Origin of the sequence: uncultured Thalassospira sp. (genome assembly GCF_963976115.1) — a bacterium.
Taxonomy (GTDB): domain Bacteria; phylum Pseudomonadota; class Alphaproteobacteria; order Rhodospirillales; family Thalassospiraceae; genus Thalassospira.
In genome coordinates, this window is the sequence record NZ_CAXBJJ010000001.1 from 159,065 (window position 1) to 178,066 (window position 19,002).

The window sequence follows — 19,002 nt, forward strand, 5'->3', positions numbered from 1 at the left end:
ATGAGTGAAGATACATTCGACTATATCGTCGTCGGCGCAGGTTCGGCGGGCTGTACGCTCGCCAACCGCCTGTCGGAAATTGGCAATGCCACCACCCTGTTGCTTGAAGCAGGGGGCAAGGACCAGCACCCGTGGATACACATCCCCGTCGGCTACCTGTATTGCATTGGCAACCCCAAGGTTGACTGGTGCTTTAAAACCGAAAACGAGGCTGGTTTAAACGGGCGGTCGCTGTCATATCCGCGCGGCAAGGTTCTGGGCGGCTGTTCATCAATCAATGGCATGATTTACATGCGCGGTCAGGCCACCGACTATGACCAGTGGCGTCAGGCCGGGTGCCAGGGCTGGGGCTGGGACGATATTTTGCCCCTGTTTAAAAAGTCCGAGGATTATTATCAGGGCAAGGACGACATGCACGGCGCAGGCGGTGAATGGCGCGTCGAAGAAGCCCGCCTGCATTGGGATATTCTTGACGCCTTTCAGAATGCCGCAAAACAGGCCGGTTTTGCCAAAATTGATGATTTCAACCGTGGCAATAATGAAGGATCGAGTTATTTCAAGGTCAACCAGCGTCGTGGTATTCGCTGGAACACGGCCAAGGCCTTTCTGCGCCCTGCCCTTGACCGCCCCAATCTGCACCTGCAAACCCACGCGCAGGTTCGTCGGCTGATCATTGAAGACGGACGCGCGGTTGGTGTCGAATTTGACCATCGCGGCACCATCCACACCGTTCGGGCGCGGCGCGAAATTATTCTGTCTGCCGGGTCGGTTGGATCTCCGCATATTCTGGAACTTTCGGGCATTGGTCGGGGGGATGTTTTACAAAAAGCCGGTATCGCCGTTATCCATGAAAACAAATCGGTTGGCGAAAACCTGCAAGACCATTTGCAATTGCGTTGTGCCTATAAGGTCGAAAACATCAAAACCCTGAACGAACAGGCAAATTCGCTGTTTGGCAAAGCCGCCATTGCGCTGGAATATCTGTTCAGGCAATCTGGCCCGATGTCGATGGCGCCCAGCCAGCTCGGCATGTTTACCCGGTCATCAAGTGCCTATGACATGCCAAATTTGCAATATCATGTGCAACCGCTTTCGCTTGATAAATTTGGCGACAGCGTTCACCCCTTCCCGGCCTTTACCGCCAGTGTGTGCAATCTGCGCCCGGAAAGCCGTGGCTCTATTCATCTCACCAGCCCGGATTTCAGAAAACAGCCTGCCATCGCGCCTCATTACCTAAGTACCGAGGCCGACCGCCAGGTCGCGATTGATGCCATTCGTCAAACCCGGCGGATCGCATCGCAAAAAGCATTGCAGCCCTATAACCCGCAGGAATTCAAACCAGGCCCTGCCTACGAAACCGAGGAGGACCTCATCCGCGCGGCGGGTGACATTGGCACCACCATTTTCCATCCGGTTGGCACCTGCCGTATGGGTGTTGACCCCGATGCCGTGGTTGACCCTTTTTTGAAGTTCAACGGCATTGCCGGGCTGCGGGTAGCCGATGCTTCAATCATGCCAACCATTGTGTCGGGCAACACCAATTCGCCAACCATCATGATTGCCGAAAAGGCCGCACAATTGATCAAGGCAGATGCTGCCTGAATAAACGGCACTATTCAGAAACCAAGGGTCGGACAAAATTTGCCCGACCCTTAAAACACTTTTCCTTTAATATGATCCGTCTTTCCGGCTCAATCACCTTTGCGCATGGCCACAATACGTTCGCGCACCGCACCTGTTGTGCCCGTTTCGGCCACATCGCCCTCGCCGATCACAATGGCGTCTCGCAGCATTTTTTGCGCCGCACGAAGCTGGTTTTCATCCCGAACATGCGCCACACACAACGGTGACGCCGCCGATACGGTTTGCCCCACCCGAACAAAATCGGTAAAGCCGACAGCATGATCAATTTCCTGATCCGCACGGGTTCGCCCGCCGTTAAGGGCCACAAGTGCCAAACCCACCTTGCGCGCATCCATCGACAAAATCCGACCGGTTTTTGCCGCTGAAATTTCAGCGATCATTGGTGCTGCTTTCTGATGGGCATCGATGTTTTCAACAAAATCGTTCGGTCCGCCAAGGGCGCTAACCATGCGGGAAAACACATCACTTGCACGGCCTGATGACAGTGCCGCCGATGCTTTTTGCAGGCCGTCCGCAACGTTTTCGGCGATGCCGGTTAAGGCCAGCATTTCCGCTGCCAGCGCCAGGGTCACATCATAAAGGCGCTGTTCCTGATTTTTGCCGGTCAGAAAATCAACCGCCTCTTTCATTTCCAGCGCATTGCCAACCGTTTCGCCCAGCACCTGGTCCATATCGGTCAAAAGGGCCGTGGTCGGTACACCATTGCGGGTTGCCACCTCGGTTATGCTTTCGGCCAGTTCACGGGCACGCTCATATTCATCCATAAACGCGCCAGAGCCAAATTTGACATCCATCACCAGCGCATCAAGCCCGGCTGCCAGTTTTTTTGACAGGATCGATGCCGTGATGAGCGGAATGGATTCAACCGTCGCCGTAACATCCCGAATGCCATAAAATCGTTTGTCAGCCGGGGCCAAATCCGCCGTCTGGCCAATAATGGCGCACCCAACCTCGCGGGTGACCTTGGCAAATTCGGCCAGGTCCGGTGCCGTACGATACCCGGGAATGGAATCAAATTTATCCAACGTGCCACCGGTATGGCCCAACCCACGGCCCGAAATCATCGGAACATAGGCCCCACAAGCCGCAACAATTGGCCCCAGCATCAGACTGACCTTGTCGCCAACCCCCCCGGTGGAATGTTTGTCCACCACCGACCCGTTTTCAAGCCCCAGCTTTTTCCAGTCCAACACCGTGCCTGAATCGCGCATATTGCGCGTCAATGCGGCACGTTCATCCATTGTCATGCCCTGAAAAAACACAGCCATGGCAAATGCGGCTATTTGACCTTCACTGATAGATAAATCAGCGATCCCTTTGACAAAAAAGGTAATTTCATCTTCGCTTAAAACATCACCCTGACGTTTATGACGAATAATTTCCTGCGGCAGCATCTTTTTCCCCTGCTCGGCAGTTGATTAAAAAACCGGGGCGGACACCATAATGCTGCCCGCCCTTGCCCGTTGTTATGACAGGCGGGTATTATTGGCCTTGGGCAAAGTAGCGCAACAAAATGCGGATCAGATTTGCCGATCCTTCCTTGGCCATCTCCAATGTCTGTTCATGGCTAAGGGCTGTTGCGCTCATACCGGCGGCCAGATTGGTAATGTTGGAAACAGCCGCCACGCGAAAACCAAGACGCCGGGCCAGAATATTTTCCGGAACCGTCGACATGCCAACCGCATTAGCCCCCATCACCCGCAAGGCGCGAATTTCGGCCGGCGTTTCAAAGCTGGGGCCGGTGCACCAGGCGTATGTTCCCTCAAACAGGGGAATGCCCAGCTCGGCTGCGCTATGATGAAGCCCTGCCCCTATTTCAGGGTCATAGGGCACATTCATATCCACAAACCGGTCAGTCCCATGATAACCAATTAACGGGTTAGGCCCAAACAGGCTGATATGATCGGTAATCAACATCAGGTTGCCCGGCCCGGCTTCGGCCACCAACGACCCGGCCGCATTGGTTAAAATCAGGCAATCTGCGCCCAGCTTGCGCAATACTTCCAACGGTTCAGCCATCAGGTCTGAACGGCCATGTTCATAATAATGCGCCCGGCCCTGCATCACGGCAACCGATGTGTCACCAATACGCCCCAGCACCAGTTGGCCGCCATGCCCCACCACGGTTGGTTTGGGAAAACCGGGCAAGTCGGCATAATCAATGGCAATGGCGTCGCTTACCGCATCAACAACGCCGCCCAGCCCACTGCCCAGTACCAATGCCACCTCGGCACGAAAACCCGGTGCTTTATCGGCAAGGGCGGCAAGGGCTGCATCGATATTGCTCATGACAAATTCTCCGGCCCAAAGGAATGCGGGATCAGCTCTTCGCGGGTTAATGTCAGCAGGGTTTTACCCGCTTCATTAATCACAAAAATGGTGGCATCAGACCCGGTAAATTCGCGAATTTTCTGACGGCACCCGCCACAAGGCGTGCAGGCAACATCACCGCTGCCCACCACCACAATTTCGCTAATCTTGCGTTCACCGGCCAAAACCATCGCGGAAATGGCACCGCCCTCGGCACAAACGCCCTCGGGATAGGCCGCATTTTCAACATTGCAGCCCGCGATAATCACACCATTTTCGGTTCGCAATGCCGCCCCAACCAGAAACCTGGAATATGGCGCATAAGCATTTTTACGCGCAGCTTGCGCCGCAGCCACCAGATCGGCGGGTGCTGCTAATTTTCCTACATTGTCAATCGGGTTATTTTCAGTCATTTTTTCATCCAATAGGGCGACAGCCCCGCAAACCTGGAAACTTTAACGTTCCTTGACGTAAGCACGCCCCAGCGACTTTGGCGCAACCGCGCGGCCAATAAAGCCCGCCAGCAAAATTACCGTCAGAATGTAAGGCAGTGCCTGCACCAGTTGAACCGGGACCTCGCCAATGCCGGGCAGAATAACACCCTGAAGACGGGTTGCCGCCGCATCGAGAAAGCCAAACAAAATACAGGCAAACATGGCCGGGAACGGCCGCCACTTGCCAAACACCATGGCGGCAAGTGCGATATAGCCCTTACCCGCCGTCATATCTGACAAAAACGATGCGCCCTGTGCGGTTGACAGATAAGCCCCGGAAATACCAACCAGGAAACCGCTGCACAAAACCGACTTATAGCGCATGCCAACCACGCTGATGCCCGCCGTATCAACCGCACCGGGGTTTTCCCCCACGGCGCGCAACCGCAAACCAAAGCGAGTACGATACAAAACCCACCACGATGCCGGAACCGCCAGAAATGCTACATAAACCAGAATATTATGGCCACTTAACAATTCGGAATAAAGCGACCCCAATATCGGCACATTGGCAACCGCATCAGCACCCGGCAAGGTAATGGGCTGGAACCGTGCAGAATGGTCCAGCGCCGGGGTTTTGCCGCCTTGCGCGAACAATGCGATCCCGACAAGGGCGGTTAAACCCGACATCAAAATATTAATCGCCATGCCCGACACAACCTGGTTGCCCTTATGTGTGATACAGGCAAAACCATGCAACAAAGACAGGGCCATCGTGGTTAAAACGGCGGCCCCAAGGCCCAGCCAATGACTGTCGGTGTAATAGGCGACACAGGCCGCCGAAAACGCCCCGCCCAGCATCATGCCCTCCAGGGCCAGGTTGATCGTTCCGGCCCGTTCGGAAAACATCCCGGCAAGGGCGGCCAGAATAAGCGGGGTGGAGGTTCGCATTGTTGCATCAAGCAACAGCACGATCATTTGAAAATTATCCATCACACGGCCTCCTGCGTTTTCTGGCGCAAACGCCATGCTGTGTACATTTGGGTTACACGCGGGCGGAACATATGTTCCAGCGCCCCGGTACACAGGATAACCAGCCCCTGAATCACCACAACCATGTCATTGGTGATCGTTGGAATTTCAAACGAAAGCTCGGCCCCCCCCTGATAAAGCATGCCAAACAGCAATGCCGACAGGAAAATACCAAACGGATGATTGCGTCCCATCAGGGCCACCGCAATACCGACAAAGCCATAACCGGCGGTAAAGTCGATCAAAAGGCGATGCTGAACCCCCATCACTTCGTTCAGCGCCATAAAGCCCGACAAAGCCCCGGAGATCATCATCGCCATAATAATATAACGCCCCGGTTCAATCCCGGCGAAGGTCGCCGCAGCCGCATTGGCCCCCACGGTGCGAATGGCATAGCCCCAGCGCGTATGCCAGATAAACAGCCACACCAGCACACAACAAACCAGCGCATAAAAAAATGACAGGTTTAGCGGGCTGCTGGCCATGTCAATGCCAAACCACGCCGCCATATTGTGGATATAGGGCAGTGTAAGGTTTTCATCAATGGCGGCACTTTCGGGCGTCATCGAACCTTGCGGGCGCAACACATTAACCAGCAAATAAACCATCAGCGAGGACGCGATAAAGTTAAACATGATGGTCGTGATCACCACATGCGACCCGCGCCGTGCCTGCAAATATGCCGGGATATAGGCCCAGGCCGCACCAAACACGGCGGCGGCAAGAATGGCCACCACCAGCATCACCGGAAATGGCAACCAGTTCAGATACAGGGCAGCAAGTGTCACCCCGAGCCCGCCAATATAGGCTTGGCCTTCAACACCGATATTAAAAAGCCCGGCATGAAACGCCACCGCAAAGGCCAGCCCGGTAAAGATGAAGTTGGTGGTGTAATAAAGGGTATAGCCCACCGCTTCTTCATAGCCGAATGCCCCATAGAGCATAATTCGAACCACTTCGGTCGGATTTTCGCCAATGGCCATTACAACCAGCCCGGAAATCAGAAAGGCCAGGAGCAAATTCATTAATGGCAGAACGCCAACGTCGATCCAGCGCGGAAGTTGAATGCTCTCGCTCATTTGTCGGCCTCCGATTCTGCCTGTTTCGGGTCTACGCCCGCCATCATCAGGCCCAGAACCCGTTCATTTGCATCTGCGGCATTCACTTCACCCACAATAAAGCCATCGCACATCACCAAAATACGGTCCGACAGTGACATGATTTCATCAAGTTCAACCGATACCAGCAACACAGCTTTACCCGCATCGCGCATGGCGACAATCCGTTTATGGATAAACTCAATCGCACCAATATCGACACCACGGGTAGGCTGCCCCACCAGCAACAAATCCGGGGCGCGCATCATTTCGCGCGCCAGAACAAGTTTTTGCTGATTGCCGCCCGAGAAATTTGCGGCCTTTAAATGCGGGTCCACCGGGCGAACGTCGAATTCTTCCATCATATTACGGGTGGCATCGGCAACCTTGCCCCAGTCCAGCAACAGCCCGTTCTGATAAGCCTTGTCATCCTGATACCCCAGAATGGCGGCTTCCTCGGCCGAAAAATTCGTCACCATTGCCATGCGATGGCGGTCTTCGGGCACATGGGCAACTCCGCGCTGGCGCAGCTCGGCCGGGCCAACCCCGCGCCCCGGCGTTACATCCTGACCATTCAATATAACATGGCCTTCTGCAACAGCCCGGATGCCCCCCAGGGCTTCAAGAAGTTCGCTTTGACCGTTGCCCGAAACACCGGCAATGCCGACGATCTCGCCTGCCCGCACGGTAAAGCTGGCATTTTTAACCTTGCGCACGCCAGTGCTGGTATCAACGCATAAATTGTCCACCTGCAAGACCGTACCTTGCGGATTGGACACACCTTTTTCCAGGCGCAACAACACCTTGCGGCCAACCATTAATTCAGAAAGTTCTTCGGGGCTGGTTTGCGCTGTGTGCCGGTGCGCCACCATTTCGCCCTGGCGCATGACCGAAACATTGTCGGTCGCGGCCATAATTTCACGCAACTTATGTGTAATCAGAACCACGGTTTTACCCTGCTGTTTCAGGGTGCCCAGAATGCGAAACAAATGATCCGCTTCCTGCGGCGTCAAAACGCCTGTCGGTTCATCAAGAATAAGGATTTCAGCCCCGCGATACAGGGCCTTTAGAATTTCAACGCGCTGCTGCAACCCGACCGACAAATCGCCAACGATGGCGTCAGGGTCGATATCAAGCGAGTATTCGTGTTCCAAACGGCGCAATTCTTCACGGGCTTTATCCACGCCTTCGCGTAGGACAGCACCGCCTTCAACGCCCAGTATCACATTTTCCAGCACACTAAACGGTTCAACCAGCATAAAATGCTGATGCACCATGCCGATGCCCACGGCGATGGCGTCTTCCGACCCGTTAATGTTGCAAAGCTTCCCGTCAACGTGAATGGTGCCTGAATCGGCCTGATAAAAACCGTACAGAATGCTCATCAACGTTGATTTGCCAGCACCGTTTTCCCCGACAATGCCGTGGATGGTGCCTTTTTCTACTTTCAAATCAATTGAATTATTGGCGTGAACCGCACCAAACCGCTTATCAATTCCGCGCAGTTCAATGGCGGGCGGCACGGTACCGGTTTTCCCGGTACCGTGCGCTGAATGTATCGTATCCGACACGTCAAATCCCCGATTGTCTAACGACTTACATCGGGCAGGCGCTGTCAGTCATGTAATCATGAACCTTCAGCGAACCGTCGATGATTTCCTCTTTCGCCTTGGCAACGGCGGCTTTCATGTCGTCGGTGATCAGCTTCTCGTTATTTTCATCAAGAGCCCAGTCAACGCCACCTTCCTTCAGGCCCAGAATGCTGGTGCCCGAATGCCACTTGCCTTTCGCCGCATCATCGAACGCCTGATAAACAGCAACATCAACGCGCTTGAGCATCGAGGTCAGAACCGAGCCCGGATGCAGGGCGTTCTGGTTTGAATCCACACCAATGCCCAATTTTCCAGCATCGGCCGCCGCCTGAAGCACACCAACACCGGTGCCCCCCGCAGCATGATAAACAACGTCAGCACCACGGTCGAACTGCGACTTGGCCAACTCGCCCCCCTTAACCGGGTCATTCCATGCAGCGCCGGTGGTGCCGGTCATGTTCTGGAAAACTTCGGTATCGGCATTGGCAAATTTAACGCCCTGGGCATAGCCGCAGGAAAATTTGTGGATCAGCGGAATATCCATACCGCCAATAAAGCCAACCTTGTGGGTCTTGGATGCCATTGCCGCCAATACCCCCACCAGGAACGATCCTTCCTGTTCCTTAAACAGGATCGACTGAACGTTCGGCAGATCAACGACCGAGTCAATAATGGCAAAATCAGTATCCGGGAATTCGACCGCAACTTTTTCAAGGGCGCTTGCCTGCGAGAAACCGATAACGATGATCGGGTTCATACCGCGGCGCGCAAAATTACGCATGGCCTGTTCGCGTTGGGAATCATTCTGGATTTCAAAATCGCGATACGCAGTGCCGGTATCTTCTTTGTATTTCTCTGCACCCGTATGGGCACTCTGGTTAAATGACCGGTCAAATTTGCCGCCCAGATCATAAACAACCGCCGGCTTGATTTCGGCAGCCGAAGCGACCGTTGCATAGCACGCGACAGCTGCGACCATTGTGGTCAGAAGCTTTTTCATTCCGATGCCCTTCTGTTACCTGATTCTCTTATTTTATATCCCGCCAGTGCCCTTGACGGCGGAACTCCCTCATCGAAAAAATGTGCCCGCTCCTTTTGTGATTTATCCGGGGCAGATTGCGCCATTCCCCCTTTAAACCGAACACGGACGCCATATGGTAACTACAAAATATGGGCCTGTGTAAATAGGCGAGGAACATTATCCGGTATAAAAGCTGTCCATTTGGTCAGAATAAGGTCAGAAAAATATCCGCTTTGCCCTGCCCCATCAGGGATTTCCCTTAAATTGCCCATTTAACAGGCACCAGAACAAAATTCAAAATTTTTACCCCTTTTTTGCCAGCCCCCAAGCTGGCACCACCACAAAAGACAGCGCAACAATGCAACCGGCGCAGTTCAACCAACATGTCGATTCCTTTTTCAAATAATCCGGAATCCTTTTCATTGATCATCGCCAACAACATCCTGCCAAGCCCCCCTTCAGAAGGACAATTCCTGTTCGCCTTTGCCCCCCAAAAACCGAAACGGCCCTCTCGTCATCATAGTTTCCATCGACATCTCCATTCGCCTGATTAACATGTCAAGGTTCATATTTCAGAACCTTTAAACACTGTTTTTCGTGATTTGACCGGAGCAATACCATGAAACGGATGACGTTGGGTCTGTTGGCAGCCTGTTCGATGCTGACCCTTGGGGGCGCACCCGCTCTTGCTGATTATCAACTGCGAATTTTACACACAAACGATGTTCATGACCGGGTCGAATCGGTCACCAAATACAACAATAGCTGCGATGCAAAGGGCGAAGCAGACGGCAAGTGTTTTGGTGGCTATGCCCGCCTGGCAACTGCCGCGCGCGATGCCCGCGCCCAAGGTGGCAATGTTGTGCTGCTTGATGCGGGTGACCAGTTTCAAGGCTCGCTGTTTTACACCACCTATAAAGGGACGTTAACCGCCGAACTGATGGCACTTGCGGGCTATCAGGCAATGACCATCGGCAACCACGAATTTGACGATGGCCCGGAAAACCTGGTCCGGTTTATTGAAAACAGCAAAATACCGGTTTTGTCGTCAAACCTGATGGCAGGTCCCGGCTCGCCTCTGCATAACAAGGTCAAAGCCTATACCGTGTTGGAGGTCGGCGGCCAAAAAATTGGTATCATCGGCCTGACAACCGAAGAAACCCCCGAGATCAGTTCGATCGGCCCCGATCTTACCTTCATGAAATCCGAAGAAGCCCTGCGGATTGCAGTTGCCAAATTAAAACTGGAAGGCATCAATAAAATCATCGTGCTTGGCCATGACGGATCTTATCGGGATTTGGAAATTGCCAAACGTGTTGACGGCATTGATGTCATTGTTGGCGGACATGACCATCTTTTGTTCTCTAACACGGCAAAAAACGCCAGCTACCCTTACCCGCTTGTTGAACACACCCCAAATGGCGACCCGGTTCTGATTGTTCAGGCCTATGCCTATAGCCGTTACCTTGGTGATCTGAATGTCACCTTTGACGATGACGGCAAGCCGGTTAAATGGCAAGGCGAGCCGATCGCGCTTGATAGCAGCATAAAACAGGCCCCCGATATATTGGCTGCCATTGAAGCCAAACGCGGCCCGGTTGATGCCATCCGCACCACCATTGTAGGTGATTTCAGCGCCCCGGCAGACGGTTCGCGCGAAAGCTGCCGGTCGAAAGAATGCGCCATGGGTGACCTTGTTGCCGATGCCATGCTGACCAAAGCCGGTCATGGCTACCAGATCGCCATTCAAAATGGCGGCGGCGTTCGGGCCAGCATCGATGCAGGCCAGGTTGACATGGGCGAAGTCATGACGGTTCTGCCGTTTCAAAACACCCTGGCGACCTTCAAACTTTCCGGTAAGGACATTGTTTCGTCCCTGGAACATGGGGTTTCCGGTGTTGCCGATGGCAAAGGCCAGTTTCCGCAGGTTGCCGGTTTGAAATTTGACCTTGACCTGGGTGCCGCCGATGGCGCGCGCGTATCTAACGTTATGGTCGTGGAAAACGGCAGCGCCACCCCGATTGACCCCGACAAACTATATGGTGTCGTCACCAACGACTTTATGCGCCGTGGGGGAGATGGCTATGTCTTATTTCGCGATAACGGTGTCGACGCCTATGATTATGGCCCCAATCTGGAACAGGCCGTTGCGGAATATATCGCTGCAAATTCGCCAATGGCCCCTGCCACAAATGGCCGTATCAACCTGAAATAACAATTTCTGTCAGCCTGACCTGCCGGTTTCATACCGACCTGATCGCAAGGGAATAACGGGGTGGCACACAGTGGCCGCCCCGTTTTTATATCGGCATATTAATCAGCATATTAATGCGCGCCTGGCCTTTTCCTTGCCAGCCTGCGAACAGATGACTATCAATCATTTAAACAATCAAACATCGCCTTGGCATGGTCCATGCCGCTGTTCATAACCCTGTTTCAAAGTCGCCCCAATGTCCTTGCCCGCCAATATCCTGTGTCTGGGTGCAGCCCATTTTGACAGAACCATGCAATGCCTGAACCCGTTTGTCGCTACGGCGTCCAACCCGGTTAAAACGCTTCATCGCAAGCCGGGCGGTGTGGGGCGCAATATTGCCGTTCATTTGCGACTTTTGGGATGCAATGTTGGCATGGCCGGGGCCGTTGGCCGCGATGGCGATGGCGCACAGATCGTTCAGTCGCTGTCTGAAATTGGCATTGATACCCGCCTTCTGGATCGCCTGCCCGGCCAGCATACGCCGGGCTACACCGCCATACTCGATATGGAAGGCGATTTGGCACTGGGCCTGATGGATGCGGAAACTTATGACAAGTTAACACCGGATCATTTTTTAAGCCGCCTGTCCCAGCTTAAAAAATGGGATTTTTGGGTGACGGATGCCAATTTACCCCAGGAAACGCTGTTTTGGCTTAGCCGCAACAAAGGTGCAATTCCGCTATGCGCGGCCACGGTTTCGCCGTCAAAGGCCGAACGCTGGAAAGATATTGTTGGCGATGTTGATTTATTGATCACCAACCGTATTGAAAGCCAGATTTTGACAGATCGACCTGTGGTATCCATTGAGGATGCCCGTGATGCCGCAAAAATTCTGTCAGAAAAAGGCACGCCCCAAGTGATCATTACCCTTGGCGCACAAGGTATTGTGGTATTGAACAAAGGGGAAACATCATTTTGGGCACCATTACCCACCCGACTTGTCGATGCCAATGGTGCAGGCGATGCCTTTTTTGCCGGTTTTACCGCGGCCTTTACCAACAACCGCCACGATTTTGATGCTGCCATCGCCCAAGGATTGGCAATGGCCAACCTGACCGCCGAAACACACGGCACCACAGTGTGGGACCTGGACACCAGGATTGTCCAGGCGCGCGCAAAACAGGCCGTAAAACAGGTTTTATAATCTATTATAAAACCTCAACGCTGCGCGACATAGGGCCGCACAAGATGATCCAGCCAGTTGCGCAGTTCGATCAAACGCGAGGAAGGTTTTAAAACATCCTCGCTGACCCCGTATCGCCATGCCAGATCGTGTCGGTCCGGGTTTTTATGCAGGGTAAACCAGTCCGCCGCCATGGTATCCAACGCGTGCTGGTTTTCAAACAATCCGGCATCCATCAGGCGTTGCCCATAACGGCGGAAAATCGCGGCCAGTTCGGCCAGCGAATATTCCGGGTGATATTGCACCCCCCAAAACCGATATTGCGACGTTTCCAGGACAAAGGCCTGAATGGCAGAATGGCGATTGCCCGCCAGCACAATCGCCCCATCTGGCACCACTGAAACCTCGTCCATATGCACCGTCAAGGCGCTATAACACGGGTTTCGGCCCGCAAATAACGGGTGATCCCTGCCCGCCGCATTTAGCAATATTTCCCGGCCAATGCCAATTTCACGGCCTTGTTCACAAGCCCGCACTGTGCCGCCCAAGGCCTGGGCAACAATTTGCATCCCCCAGCAACTGCCAAACACCGGCACGCCCGATTCCACACTGGCGCGTGCCAACGACACCTGATGGGTGACCGCATCCTCGCCCGAATAGGCATTCAAGGCCGAACCCGTCCAGGCAATGCCGTCAAAATCAGCCAGGGTAACGCCAGTGGGCAAACAATCGGGCCCATCGTCGGCGGGATGAACAATGGTCGCCTGAATTTCGGGATCAAGGAATCGCAAGGCGGCAACATACCCCTCGCCCGAGGGCGATCCCCCCAGCGATTTATTCAGTTGGTTCACCGCCGCCAGATTGCCATCGACAACCAGTATTTTTAAGGCCATAGCGCCCCCCGATCCCGAAATTTCTGGTGTTTTCTCAATCAGCCAAGTTCACCGGCACAGGCCCGCCGATAGATCGCGGCGTAATCGGCCACCGACAAGTCAATCGGATTGCCACCGTCTGACGGGTCTGCCTTGGCCTTTGTTGCCACTTCATCGGCACGGTCAACATCAACACCGATGTCGGTTAGCGTATTGGCAATGCCAAGCCGCGCGCGAAAGCCCAGAACCCACTCAAACATGCTTTCAAAACCGGGGCCTGCAATGTTGAGAACACGGCCAAGGACAACCATTTTATCGCCAATCGCCTTGCGGTTGGCCCGCATGACATAGGGTATTAAAATGGCGTTGGTCAGACCATGGTGGGTATCAAAAATTGCCCCGATCGGATGGGCCAGGGCATGAACACCGCCCAATCCTTTTTGAAAGGCCGTGGCCCCCATGGATGCCGCAGCCAGCATGTCGGCCCTGGCAGCAATGTCGCTGCCATCATCATAGGCACATGGCAGGGCATCGGCGATCAGGCGCATGCCTTCCAGGGCAATGCCATCTGCCATCGGATGGTACCCCGGCGCACAAAAGGCTTCAAAGCAATGCACAAAGGCATCAACACCCGTTGCCGCAGTTATGTGTGCAGGCAAACCAACGGTCAGTTCCGGGTCGGAAATGACAATGCCGGGCAGCATTTTGGGATGAAAAATGATCTTCTTTTCGTGGGTGGCCTCGTTGGTAATCACGCTGGCACGCCCCACTTCCGAACCGGTGCCCGAAGTTGTTGGAACGGCAACAATTGGCGCAACGCCGTCCGGATCTACCCGGGTCCAGTTATCGCCGACATCTTCAAAATCCCACATCGGTCGGGTTTGCCCGGCCATCAGGGCCACGGCCTTGGCCGCGTCCAACCCCGATCCACCGCCAAATGCGATCACACCATCGTGGCCGCCTGCCCGATAAACCGCCAGCCCATCGTCAACATTTTTGCCAACCGGGTTGCCCTTTACCCCGGCAAAAAGGCCGGTCGGCAAACCCGCGGCCACGTTTGCTGCAATGGCATTGCGCACCATTGGCAAGTCTTTCAGACCTTCATCGGTAATCAGCAGCGGCCTGGTCATGCCCAATGCCTTGCAGGCATCGGCCAGTTCGGCAATTCGGCCCGGCCCAAAACGCACGGACGTGGGGTAATTCCAGTTTCCGGTAAGGTATTTGCTCATGATCATTTCCTTTGTCGCGCTTGCCGCCCATCCTTAAATTTTGGTCCGCAGGTGGAAACTTTTCGGTCGGGTCAGGCTTTCATAGCCAATCCTGGACAATGTGCAGCCCCGGCCAGAGTTTTTAACCCCAACCCAGGCCAGTGCCGGGTCCAGGTAATCCGCGCGGTTCATAAAGACCGTGCCGGTTTCAAGTTGATCGCCGATGCGCAAGGCCGCTTCTTCGTCCGCTGTCCAGATCGATGCCGTCAGGCCAAATTCGCTGTCATTCATCAGTTTGATCGCCTCTTCGTCCGAAGCAACTTTCATAATGCCAACAACCGGGCCAAAGCTTTCCTCGCTCATCACGCGCATCGAATGATCAACATTGATTAAAACCTGCGGGGCCAAATACGGCGTGCCTTCCGCATTAGCGGCAAATTTGGCAGGATCAATCAATGCCTTTGCCCCGGCGGCAATGGCATCGGCAATTTGCCCGCGCACAAAATCGGCAGAACCGGCCCGCACCATCGGCCCCAAATTCGTATTGCGGTCTATCGGGCTGCCCAACCGATAGTGCGATACCAAATCGGCTGCTTTGTCGACAAAGGCATCAAAATGGCTTTCATGCACATAAATGCGTTCGATCCCGCAGCACGATTGCCCCGTATTAAAAAACGCCCCATCAATAACGTTTTCGACAGCATGAGCCAGATTAACATCCGCACGGATATAAGCCGGGTCCTTGCCACCAAGCTCCAACCCGGTTGCAATGAATTTACCAGCAACGGCACGTTGCACCGCATGACCACCGGGGACCGATCCGGTAAAATTAACAAAATCAACCCGCCGGTCGCCCATCAATTTTTCCGCGTCGGCATGGCTTAAATGCAAATATTGGAAAACACCTTCGGGCAAGCCTGCTTTCGCAAAGGCCTCGGCAAAACGTTCCGCACATAGCGGGGTTTGATGCGAATGTTTCAGCACCACACTATTGCCCGCCATCAATGCCGGAATAACCCCGTTTACCGCAGTCAGATACGGGAAATTCCAAGGGGCAATTATGGCGACAACCCCCAACGCTTCGCGGCGAATAAACCGGTTAAACCCCGCCTTTTCGCCCGGGTTATAATCGCCAAGGGCTTCGGGGGCGATGTCGATCATATAGGTGGCACGTTCTTCAAACCCGGCGACTTCACCGCCAGCCTGCGAAATGGGGCGCCCCATCTGCCAACTGATTTCAGCGGCGATGTCATCTTTTTTGCCGACAAAGGCAGCAACCGCTTTGCGCAAAATGGCCTGGCGTTCTGCCACCGGCACATTGCGCCATGTTTTTTGGGCTTCGCAGGCGTGATCCAGTGCAGCGTTAATTGCCGCTGCGTCCGCCAATGGCCGTTCGACATAAACAGATCCATCAACGGGCGAGATGGTTCTTAAAGTCTCTGACATTCTGCCTCACAGGATGATAAGGGGGATGGTCGTGGGTGATTGATCGTGATGTTAAACCTTACCAAATCAATTCAACCTATTAAAAATAATCTCTATATTTCAAAAATCAGATGATTTCGAAATACCGCTGCATTTCCCAGTCGGTAATGGCCTTGCGAAATTCGCGTTCTTCCCATTCGCGCGACTGCGCATAATGTTCCACAAATTTCGCCCCAAACAGATCATTGGCCGCCTGGGACTGGCGCAATCGCCCTGCCGCTTCATACAGGGTTGCCGGGATCGTAAGTTCGGCGGGAAATTGCTGTTCATAAGCATTGCCCGCTACGGCTACGGAGGGTTCAACCTTGTTTTCGATGCCCCATAAACCCGACCCGATACAGGCCGCCAACGCGATATAAGGATTAATATCAGCCGCCGCGATGCGGTATTCCACCCGTTGCGATTTGCTGCTTCCCGGTATCACCCGCAAGGCGGTGGTCCGGTTTTCAACACCCCAAGTCGCATTGGTCGGCGCCCAAAAGCCGGGAATAAGCCGGGAATAGCTATTAACCGTACAGGCCACCATCGACAGCAATTCGGGCATCAGTTTTTGTTGCCCGCCAACAAACCAGCGCATTTCATCGGACATATTATAGGGGTTGGCATCATTAAAGAAAACAGATTTACCATCCTCTATGCCAAACAGGGATGCATGCATATGCCCCGACTGCCCCGGCCAGTCTGGCGACCATTTCGCCATAAAGGTCGCCATCCAGTCGGATCGCTGTGCCAGCACTTTGGTAAAGGTTTTAAACAACGCGGCTTTGTCGGCAGCGCGCAACGCCTCATCATGGATAAGGGCGGCTTCTAAAACGCCCGGCCCGGTTTCGGTATGCAGCCCTTCAATCGGGAAGTCCATTGCCTCGCCCAGGTCAAGCAGATCACGGTAAAACTCGGCATGGACCGAGCTTCGCAGCATCGAATAGCCATAAAAACCGGGCGTGATATTTTTAAGATCGCGATAATTTTTCTCGCGCACGCTGTGCGGGGTTTCTTCAAACAGGAAAAACTCGAACTCGCACGCCGCCGTAGCGCGGTAGCCCATATCCGCCGCCTTGTCCAACACCCGGCGCAACACCGCACGCGGGCATACATTTTCCGCCTCGCCCTCGAACTCGCCTAAAAACAGAATAGTGTCTTCTTCCATCGGCAATTCGCGGCAGGTTTCGGGCAACAAGTGCACAGACGCATCGGGATACGCCGTATGCCAGCCGGTAAATTTGGCGCTGTCATAAAGTTGATCATTGGAATCCCAGCCCAGCACCACGTCGCAAAAGCTAAAACCACCGTTCAGCGACGACAGGAACTTGTCCTTGTGCATATATTTTCCGCGCATAATGCCATCGACGTCAAAAACGCCAACCTTCACATATTTGATCTGGCGTTCTTCAATCAATTGCCGGGCATCTTCGGCGGTTTTAACCTGTTTTGCCTCCATGGGCGGCCTCCTGTTTGATCGTTTTAGGGATCGATCTTTTTTGTTTTATGGTTTCCCGTCTCTTTGAGCGGTGATTACACCGGCATTATTGTAATAAATCTTACAATATTCCAGCATTTTTTTGAAATTTCGCTTTTTTTGTACAATTTATTACAATTAATCAAAATTGCACCGTCGCAGATCGCACGATCAAGGCGGTGGCAGGCAGGCATTACCGTTGAATGCCTGCCTGCACAGCCCTTACCCTGGTCAATAACCAGAACCAGAATTAGCTGTAGCGATAAGGTGCGCCGGCCTTTTCCATCGTGTCGGCATATTGCTTGAGAATTTCGACAACCTTGGCGCACCGCGGGCTGGTTTTGGCAATTTCATCCCAGAATTTATGCGCCTCGGCTTCGACCTGTTTCCATTCGGCATCGGGGATCGAAGTCAGCTTCATTTTTGTCCCCTGGGTGCGCAATTTGGCTTCCCCGGCCCAGTACCAATACAAACGATGATAATGGGAACTGTCCATACAGGCCCGGAAAAGCTCTTTCAGATGGTCGGGCAATTCGTTCCAGCGTTCTTCATTGGCGAAATACGACCCGCACCATGCCCCGGAGATATTGTTGGTCAGGAAATAGTTGGTCACATCGGCCCAACCCACCGTGTAATCCTCGGTGATGCCAGACCAGGCAATCCCGTCAAGCTCGCCGGTTTGAACCGCAACTTCCACATCTTCCCATGGCAAGGTGACCGGAACCACACCAAAGCGTGACAAAAATTTACCCGCTGTCGGGAAAGTAAAGATACGTTTGCCTTTAAGGTCGGCAAGGCTTGTGATCGGTGCCACCGTGGCAAAGTTGCAGGGGTCCCACGACCCGGCCGACAGCCATTTCACACCTTCAACTTCGCTATAGGCCTCTTCCCAGATTTTATCGAGACCATATTCGTAAAACAGGGTCGGAACATCCAGGCTATAGCGCGATGCAAACGGGAAATAACCGCCAAAAACCGACACATCAACCGGTGCTGCAATCGAGTCATCATCGGACTGCACGGCATCAATGGTGCCACGCTGCATGGCACGGAAAAGCTCGCCCGTCGGCACCAGTTGGTCGGCATGGTAAAGTTCGATTTCCATTTCGCCATTGGCGATTTTGTTAAACCGGTCAATCGACGGTTTAATCACATGTTCCGCCAGCGCCGGGCCGGCATAGGTTTGCAAACGCCAGGTAATTTTGGCGTTTGCCGCTTTGACATAAGGGGCGGCAAATGCTGTTGTCCCGGCTGCGGCGGTCGCCAGCCCTGCTTTTTTGAAAAATTCGCGTCTTGAAGTCATTTTTTATCTCCCTGATCACTAAACAGGCGGGATTTTCCCGCAATTTTGTCTCGCCAGACCGGCGAAACCCTCCCTCTCCGTTTCTCAAGTATCGGTCCCCCGGATGGTTTCTGTTTGTTGGACCTGCGTTCCGGTTGCAACGAAACGCAGGTCAATAGCGCGCCAGATGGC

The 19,002-nt window shown here is 53.8% G+C and carries 15 protein-coding genes; 3 read left to right on the forward strand and 12 right to left on the reverse strand.

The window, feature by feature from the left end; translation table 11 throughout:
* On the forward strand, window positions 1–1,602 hold the full coding sequence (locus AAC086_RS00745; RefSeq protein WP_339774161.1) for a GMC family oxidoreductase N-terminal domain-containing protein: 1,602 nt from the start codon (window positions 1–3) through the stop codon (window positions 1,600–1,602).
* 89 nt (window positions 1,603–1,691) lie between these two features.
* Here AAC086_RS00745 and deoA read toward each other — a convergent pair whose 3' ends face one another.
* From deoA to AAC086_RS00780, 7 genes are all read right to left on the reverse strand, one after another.
* Window positions 1,692–3,038 carry a thymidine phosphorylase gene (gene deoA, locus AAC086_RS00750; RefSeq protein WP_339774163.1) on the reverse strand — a complete coding sequence of 449 codons (1,347 nt, stop codon included), beginning with the start codon at window positions 3,036–3,038 and terminating at the stop codon, window positions 1,692–1,694.
* Window positions 3,039–3,126: 88 nt separating this feature from the next.
* Window positions 3,127–3,933: a purine-nucleoside phosphorylase gene (locus tag AAC086_RS00755; protein WP_339774165.1), complete on the reverse strand. Its 807-nt coding sequence runs from the start codon at window positions 3,931–3,933 to the stop codon at window positions 3,127–3,129.
* A complete protein-coding gene (gene cdd / locus AAC086_RS00760) occupies window positions 3,930–4,367 on the reverse strand; it encodes a cytidine deaminase (protein ID WP_339774166.1) in 438 nt (145 codons plus the stop codon). The genes AAC086_RS00755 and cdd overlap by 4 nt, the downstream gene beginning before the upstream one ends.
* A 42-nt stretch (window positions 4,368–4,409) precedes the next feature.
* On the reverse strand, window positions 4,410–5,381 hold the full coding sequence (locus AAC086_RS00765; protein ID WP_339774167.1) for an ABC transporter permease: 972 nt from the start codon (window positions 5,379–5,381) through the stop codon (window positions 4,410–4,412).
* Window positions 5,381–6,499: an ABC transporter permease gene (locus AAC086_RS00770; protein WP_339774169.1), complete on the reverse strand. Its 1,119-nt coding sequence runs from the start codon at window positions 6,497–6,499 to the stop codon at window positions 5,381–5,383. The genes AAC086_RS00765 and AAC086_RS00770 overlap by 1 nt, the downstream gene beginning before the upstream one ends.
* Window positions 6,496–8,088: an ABC transporter ATP-binding protein gene (locus tag AAC086_RS00775; RefSeq protein WP_339774170.1), complete on the reverse strand. Its 1,593-nt coding sequence runs from the start codon at window positions 8,086–8,088 to the stop codon at window positions 6,496–6,498. Before AAC086_RS00775 ends, AAC086_RS00770 begins: the two co-directional genes overlap by 4 nt.
* A 25-nt stretch (window positions 8,089–8,113) precedes the next feature.
* Window positions 8,114–9,109: a BMP family ABC transporter substrate-binding protein gene (locus tag AAC086_RS00780; RefSeq protein ID WP_339774172.1), complete on the reverse strand. Its 996-nt coding sequence runs from the start codon at window positions 9,107–9,109 to the stop codon at window positions 8,114–8,116.
* Window positions 9,110–9,749: 640 nt separating this feature from the next.
* Here AAC086_RS00780 and AAC086_RS00785 point away from each other — a divergent pair.
* Complete coding sequence (locus tag AAC086_RS00785; RefSeq protein ID WP_339774174.1) at window positions 9,750–11,345, forward strand: bifunctional metallophosphatase/5'-nucleotidase; 1,596 nt, start codon at window positions 9,750–9,752, stop codon at window positions 11,343–11,345.
* Between the two features lie 235 nt (window positions 11,346–11,580).
* Window positions 11,581–12,528, forward strand: coding sequence for a PfkB family carbohydrate kinase (locus tag AAC086_RS00790; protein WP_339774177.1), 948 nt, complete (start codon window positions 11,581–11,583; stop codon window positions 12,526–12,528).
* A gap of 14 nt (window positions 12,529–12,542) precedes the next feature.
* On the opposite strand, the gene AAC086_RS00795 is transcribed toward AAC086_RS00790, so the two are convergent.
* The 5 genes from AAC086_RS00795 to AAC086_RS00815 all read right to left on the reverse strand — a co-directional run bounded on the left by AAC086_RS00795 (window position 12,543) and on the right by AAC086_RS00815 (window position 18,831).
* Entirely contained in the window at window positions 12,543–13,400 is an 858-nt protein-coding gene (locus tag AAC086_RS00795; protein ID WP_339774178.1) for a type 1 glutamine amidotransferase, read from the reverse strand.
* A gap of 38 nt (window positions 13,401–13,438) precedes the next feature.
* Window positions 13,439–14,608, reverse strand: a complete 1,170-nt coding sequence (locus AAC086_RS00800) for an iron-containing alcohol dehydrogenase (protein WP_339774180.1) — start codon at window positions 14,606–14,608, stop codon at window positions 13,439–13,441.
* Window positions 14,609–14,641: 33 nt separating this feature from the next.
* Entirely contained in the window at window positions 14,642–16,033 is a 1,392-nt protein-coding gene (locus AAC086_RS00805; protein WP_339774182.1) for an aldehyde dehydrogenase family protein, read from the reverse strand.
* A 106-nt stretch (window positions 16,034–16,139) separates the two neighbouring features.
* Window positions 16,140–17,510: a glutamine synthetase gene (locus AAC086_RS00810; protein ID WP_339774183.1), complete on the reverse strand. Its 1,371-nt coding sequence runs from the start codon at window positions 17,508–17,510 to the stop codon at window positions 16,140–16,142.
* Window positions 17,511–17,778: 268 nt separating this feature from the next.
* Window positions 17,779–18,831 carry a TRAP transporter substrate-binding protein gene (locus AAC086_RS00815; RefSeq protein ID WP_339774184.1) on the reverse strand — a complete coding sequence of 351 codons (1,053 nt, stop codon included), beginning with the start codon at window positions 18,829–18,831 and terminating at the stop codon, window positions 17,779–17,781.
* Between the last annotated feature and the right edge of the window lie 171 nt (window positions 18,832–19,002).

Coding starts and splice junctions, on each gene's coding strand:
- AAC086_RS00770 (WP_339774169.1), bottom strand. CDS start 6,499: ATGAGCGAGAGCATTCAACTTCCGCGCTGGATCGACGTTGGCGTTCTG.
- AAC086_RS00780 (WP_339774172.1), bottom strand. CDS start 9,109: ATGAAAAAGCTTCTGACCACAATGGTCGCAGCTGTCGCGTGCTATGCA.
- AAC086_RS00815 (WP_339774184.1), bottom strand. CDS start 18,831: ATGACTTCAAGACGCGAATTTTTCAAAAAAGCAGGGCTGGCGACCGCC.
- AAC086_RS00745 (WP_339774161.1), top strand. CDS start 1: ATGAGTGAAGATACATTCGACTATATCGTCGTCGGCGCAGGTTCGGCG.
- deoA (WP_339774163.1), bottom strand. CDS start 3,038: ATGCTGCCGCAGGAAATTATTCGTCATAAACGTCAGGGTGATGTTTTA.
- AAC086_RS00795 (WP_339774178.1), bottom strand. CDS start 13,400: ATGGCCTTAAAAATACTGGTTGTCGATGGCAATCTGGCGGCGGTGAAC.
- AAC086_RS00805 (WP_339774182.1), bottom strand. CDS start 16,033: ATGTCAGAGACTTTAAGAACCATCTCGCCCGTTGATGGATCTGTTTAT.
- AAC086_RS00800 (WP_339774180.1), bottom strand. CDS start 14,608: ATGAGCAAATACCTTACCGGAAACTGGAATTACCCCACGTCCGTGCGT.
- AAC086_RS00790 (WP_339774177.1), top strand. CDS start 11,581: ATGTCCTTGCCCGCCAATATCCTGTGTCTGGGTGCAGCCCATTTTGAC.
- AAC086_RS00765 (WP_339774167.1), bottom strand. CDS start 5,381: ATGGATAATTTTCAAATGATCGTGCTGTTGCTTGATGCAACAATGCGA.
- AAC086_RS00785 (WP_339774174.1), top strand. CDS start 9,750: ATGAAACGGATGACGTTGGGTCTGTTGGCAGCCTGTTCGATGCTGACC.
- AAC086_RS00810 (WP_339774183.1), bottom strand. CDS start 17,510: ATGGAGGCAAAACAGGTTAAAACCGCCGAAGATGCCCGGCAATTGATT.
- AAC086_RS00755 (WP_339774165.1), bottom strand. CDS start 3,933: ATGAGCAATATCGATGCAGCCCTTGCCGCCCTTGCCGATAAAGCACCG.
- cdd (WP_339774166.1), bottom strand. CDS start 4,367: ATGACTGAAAATAACCCGATTGACAATGTAGGAAAATTAGCAGCACCC.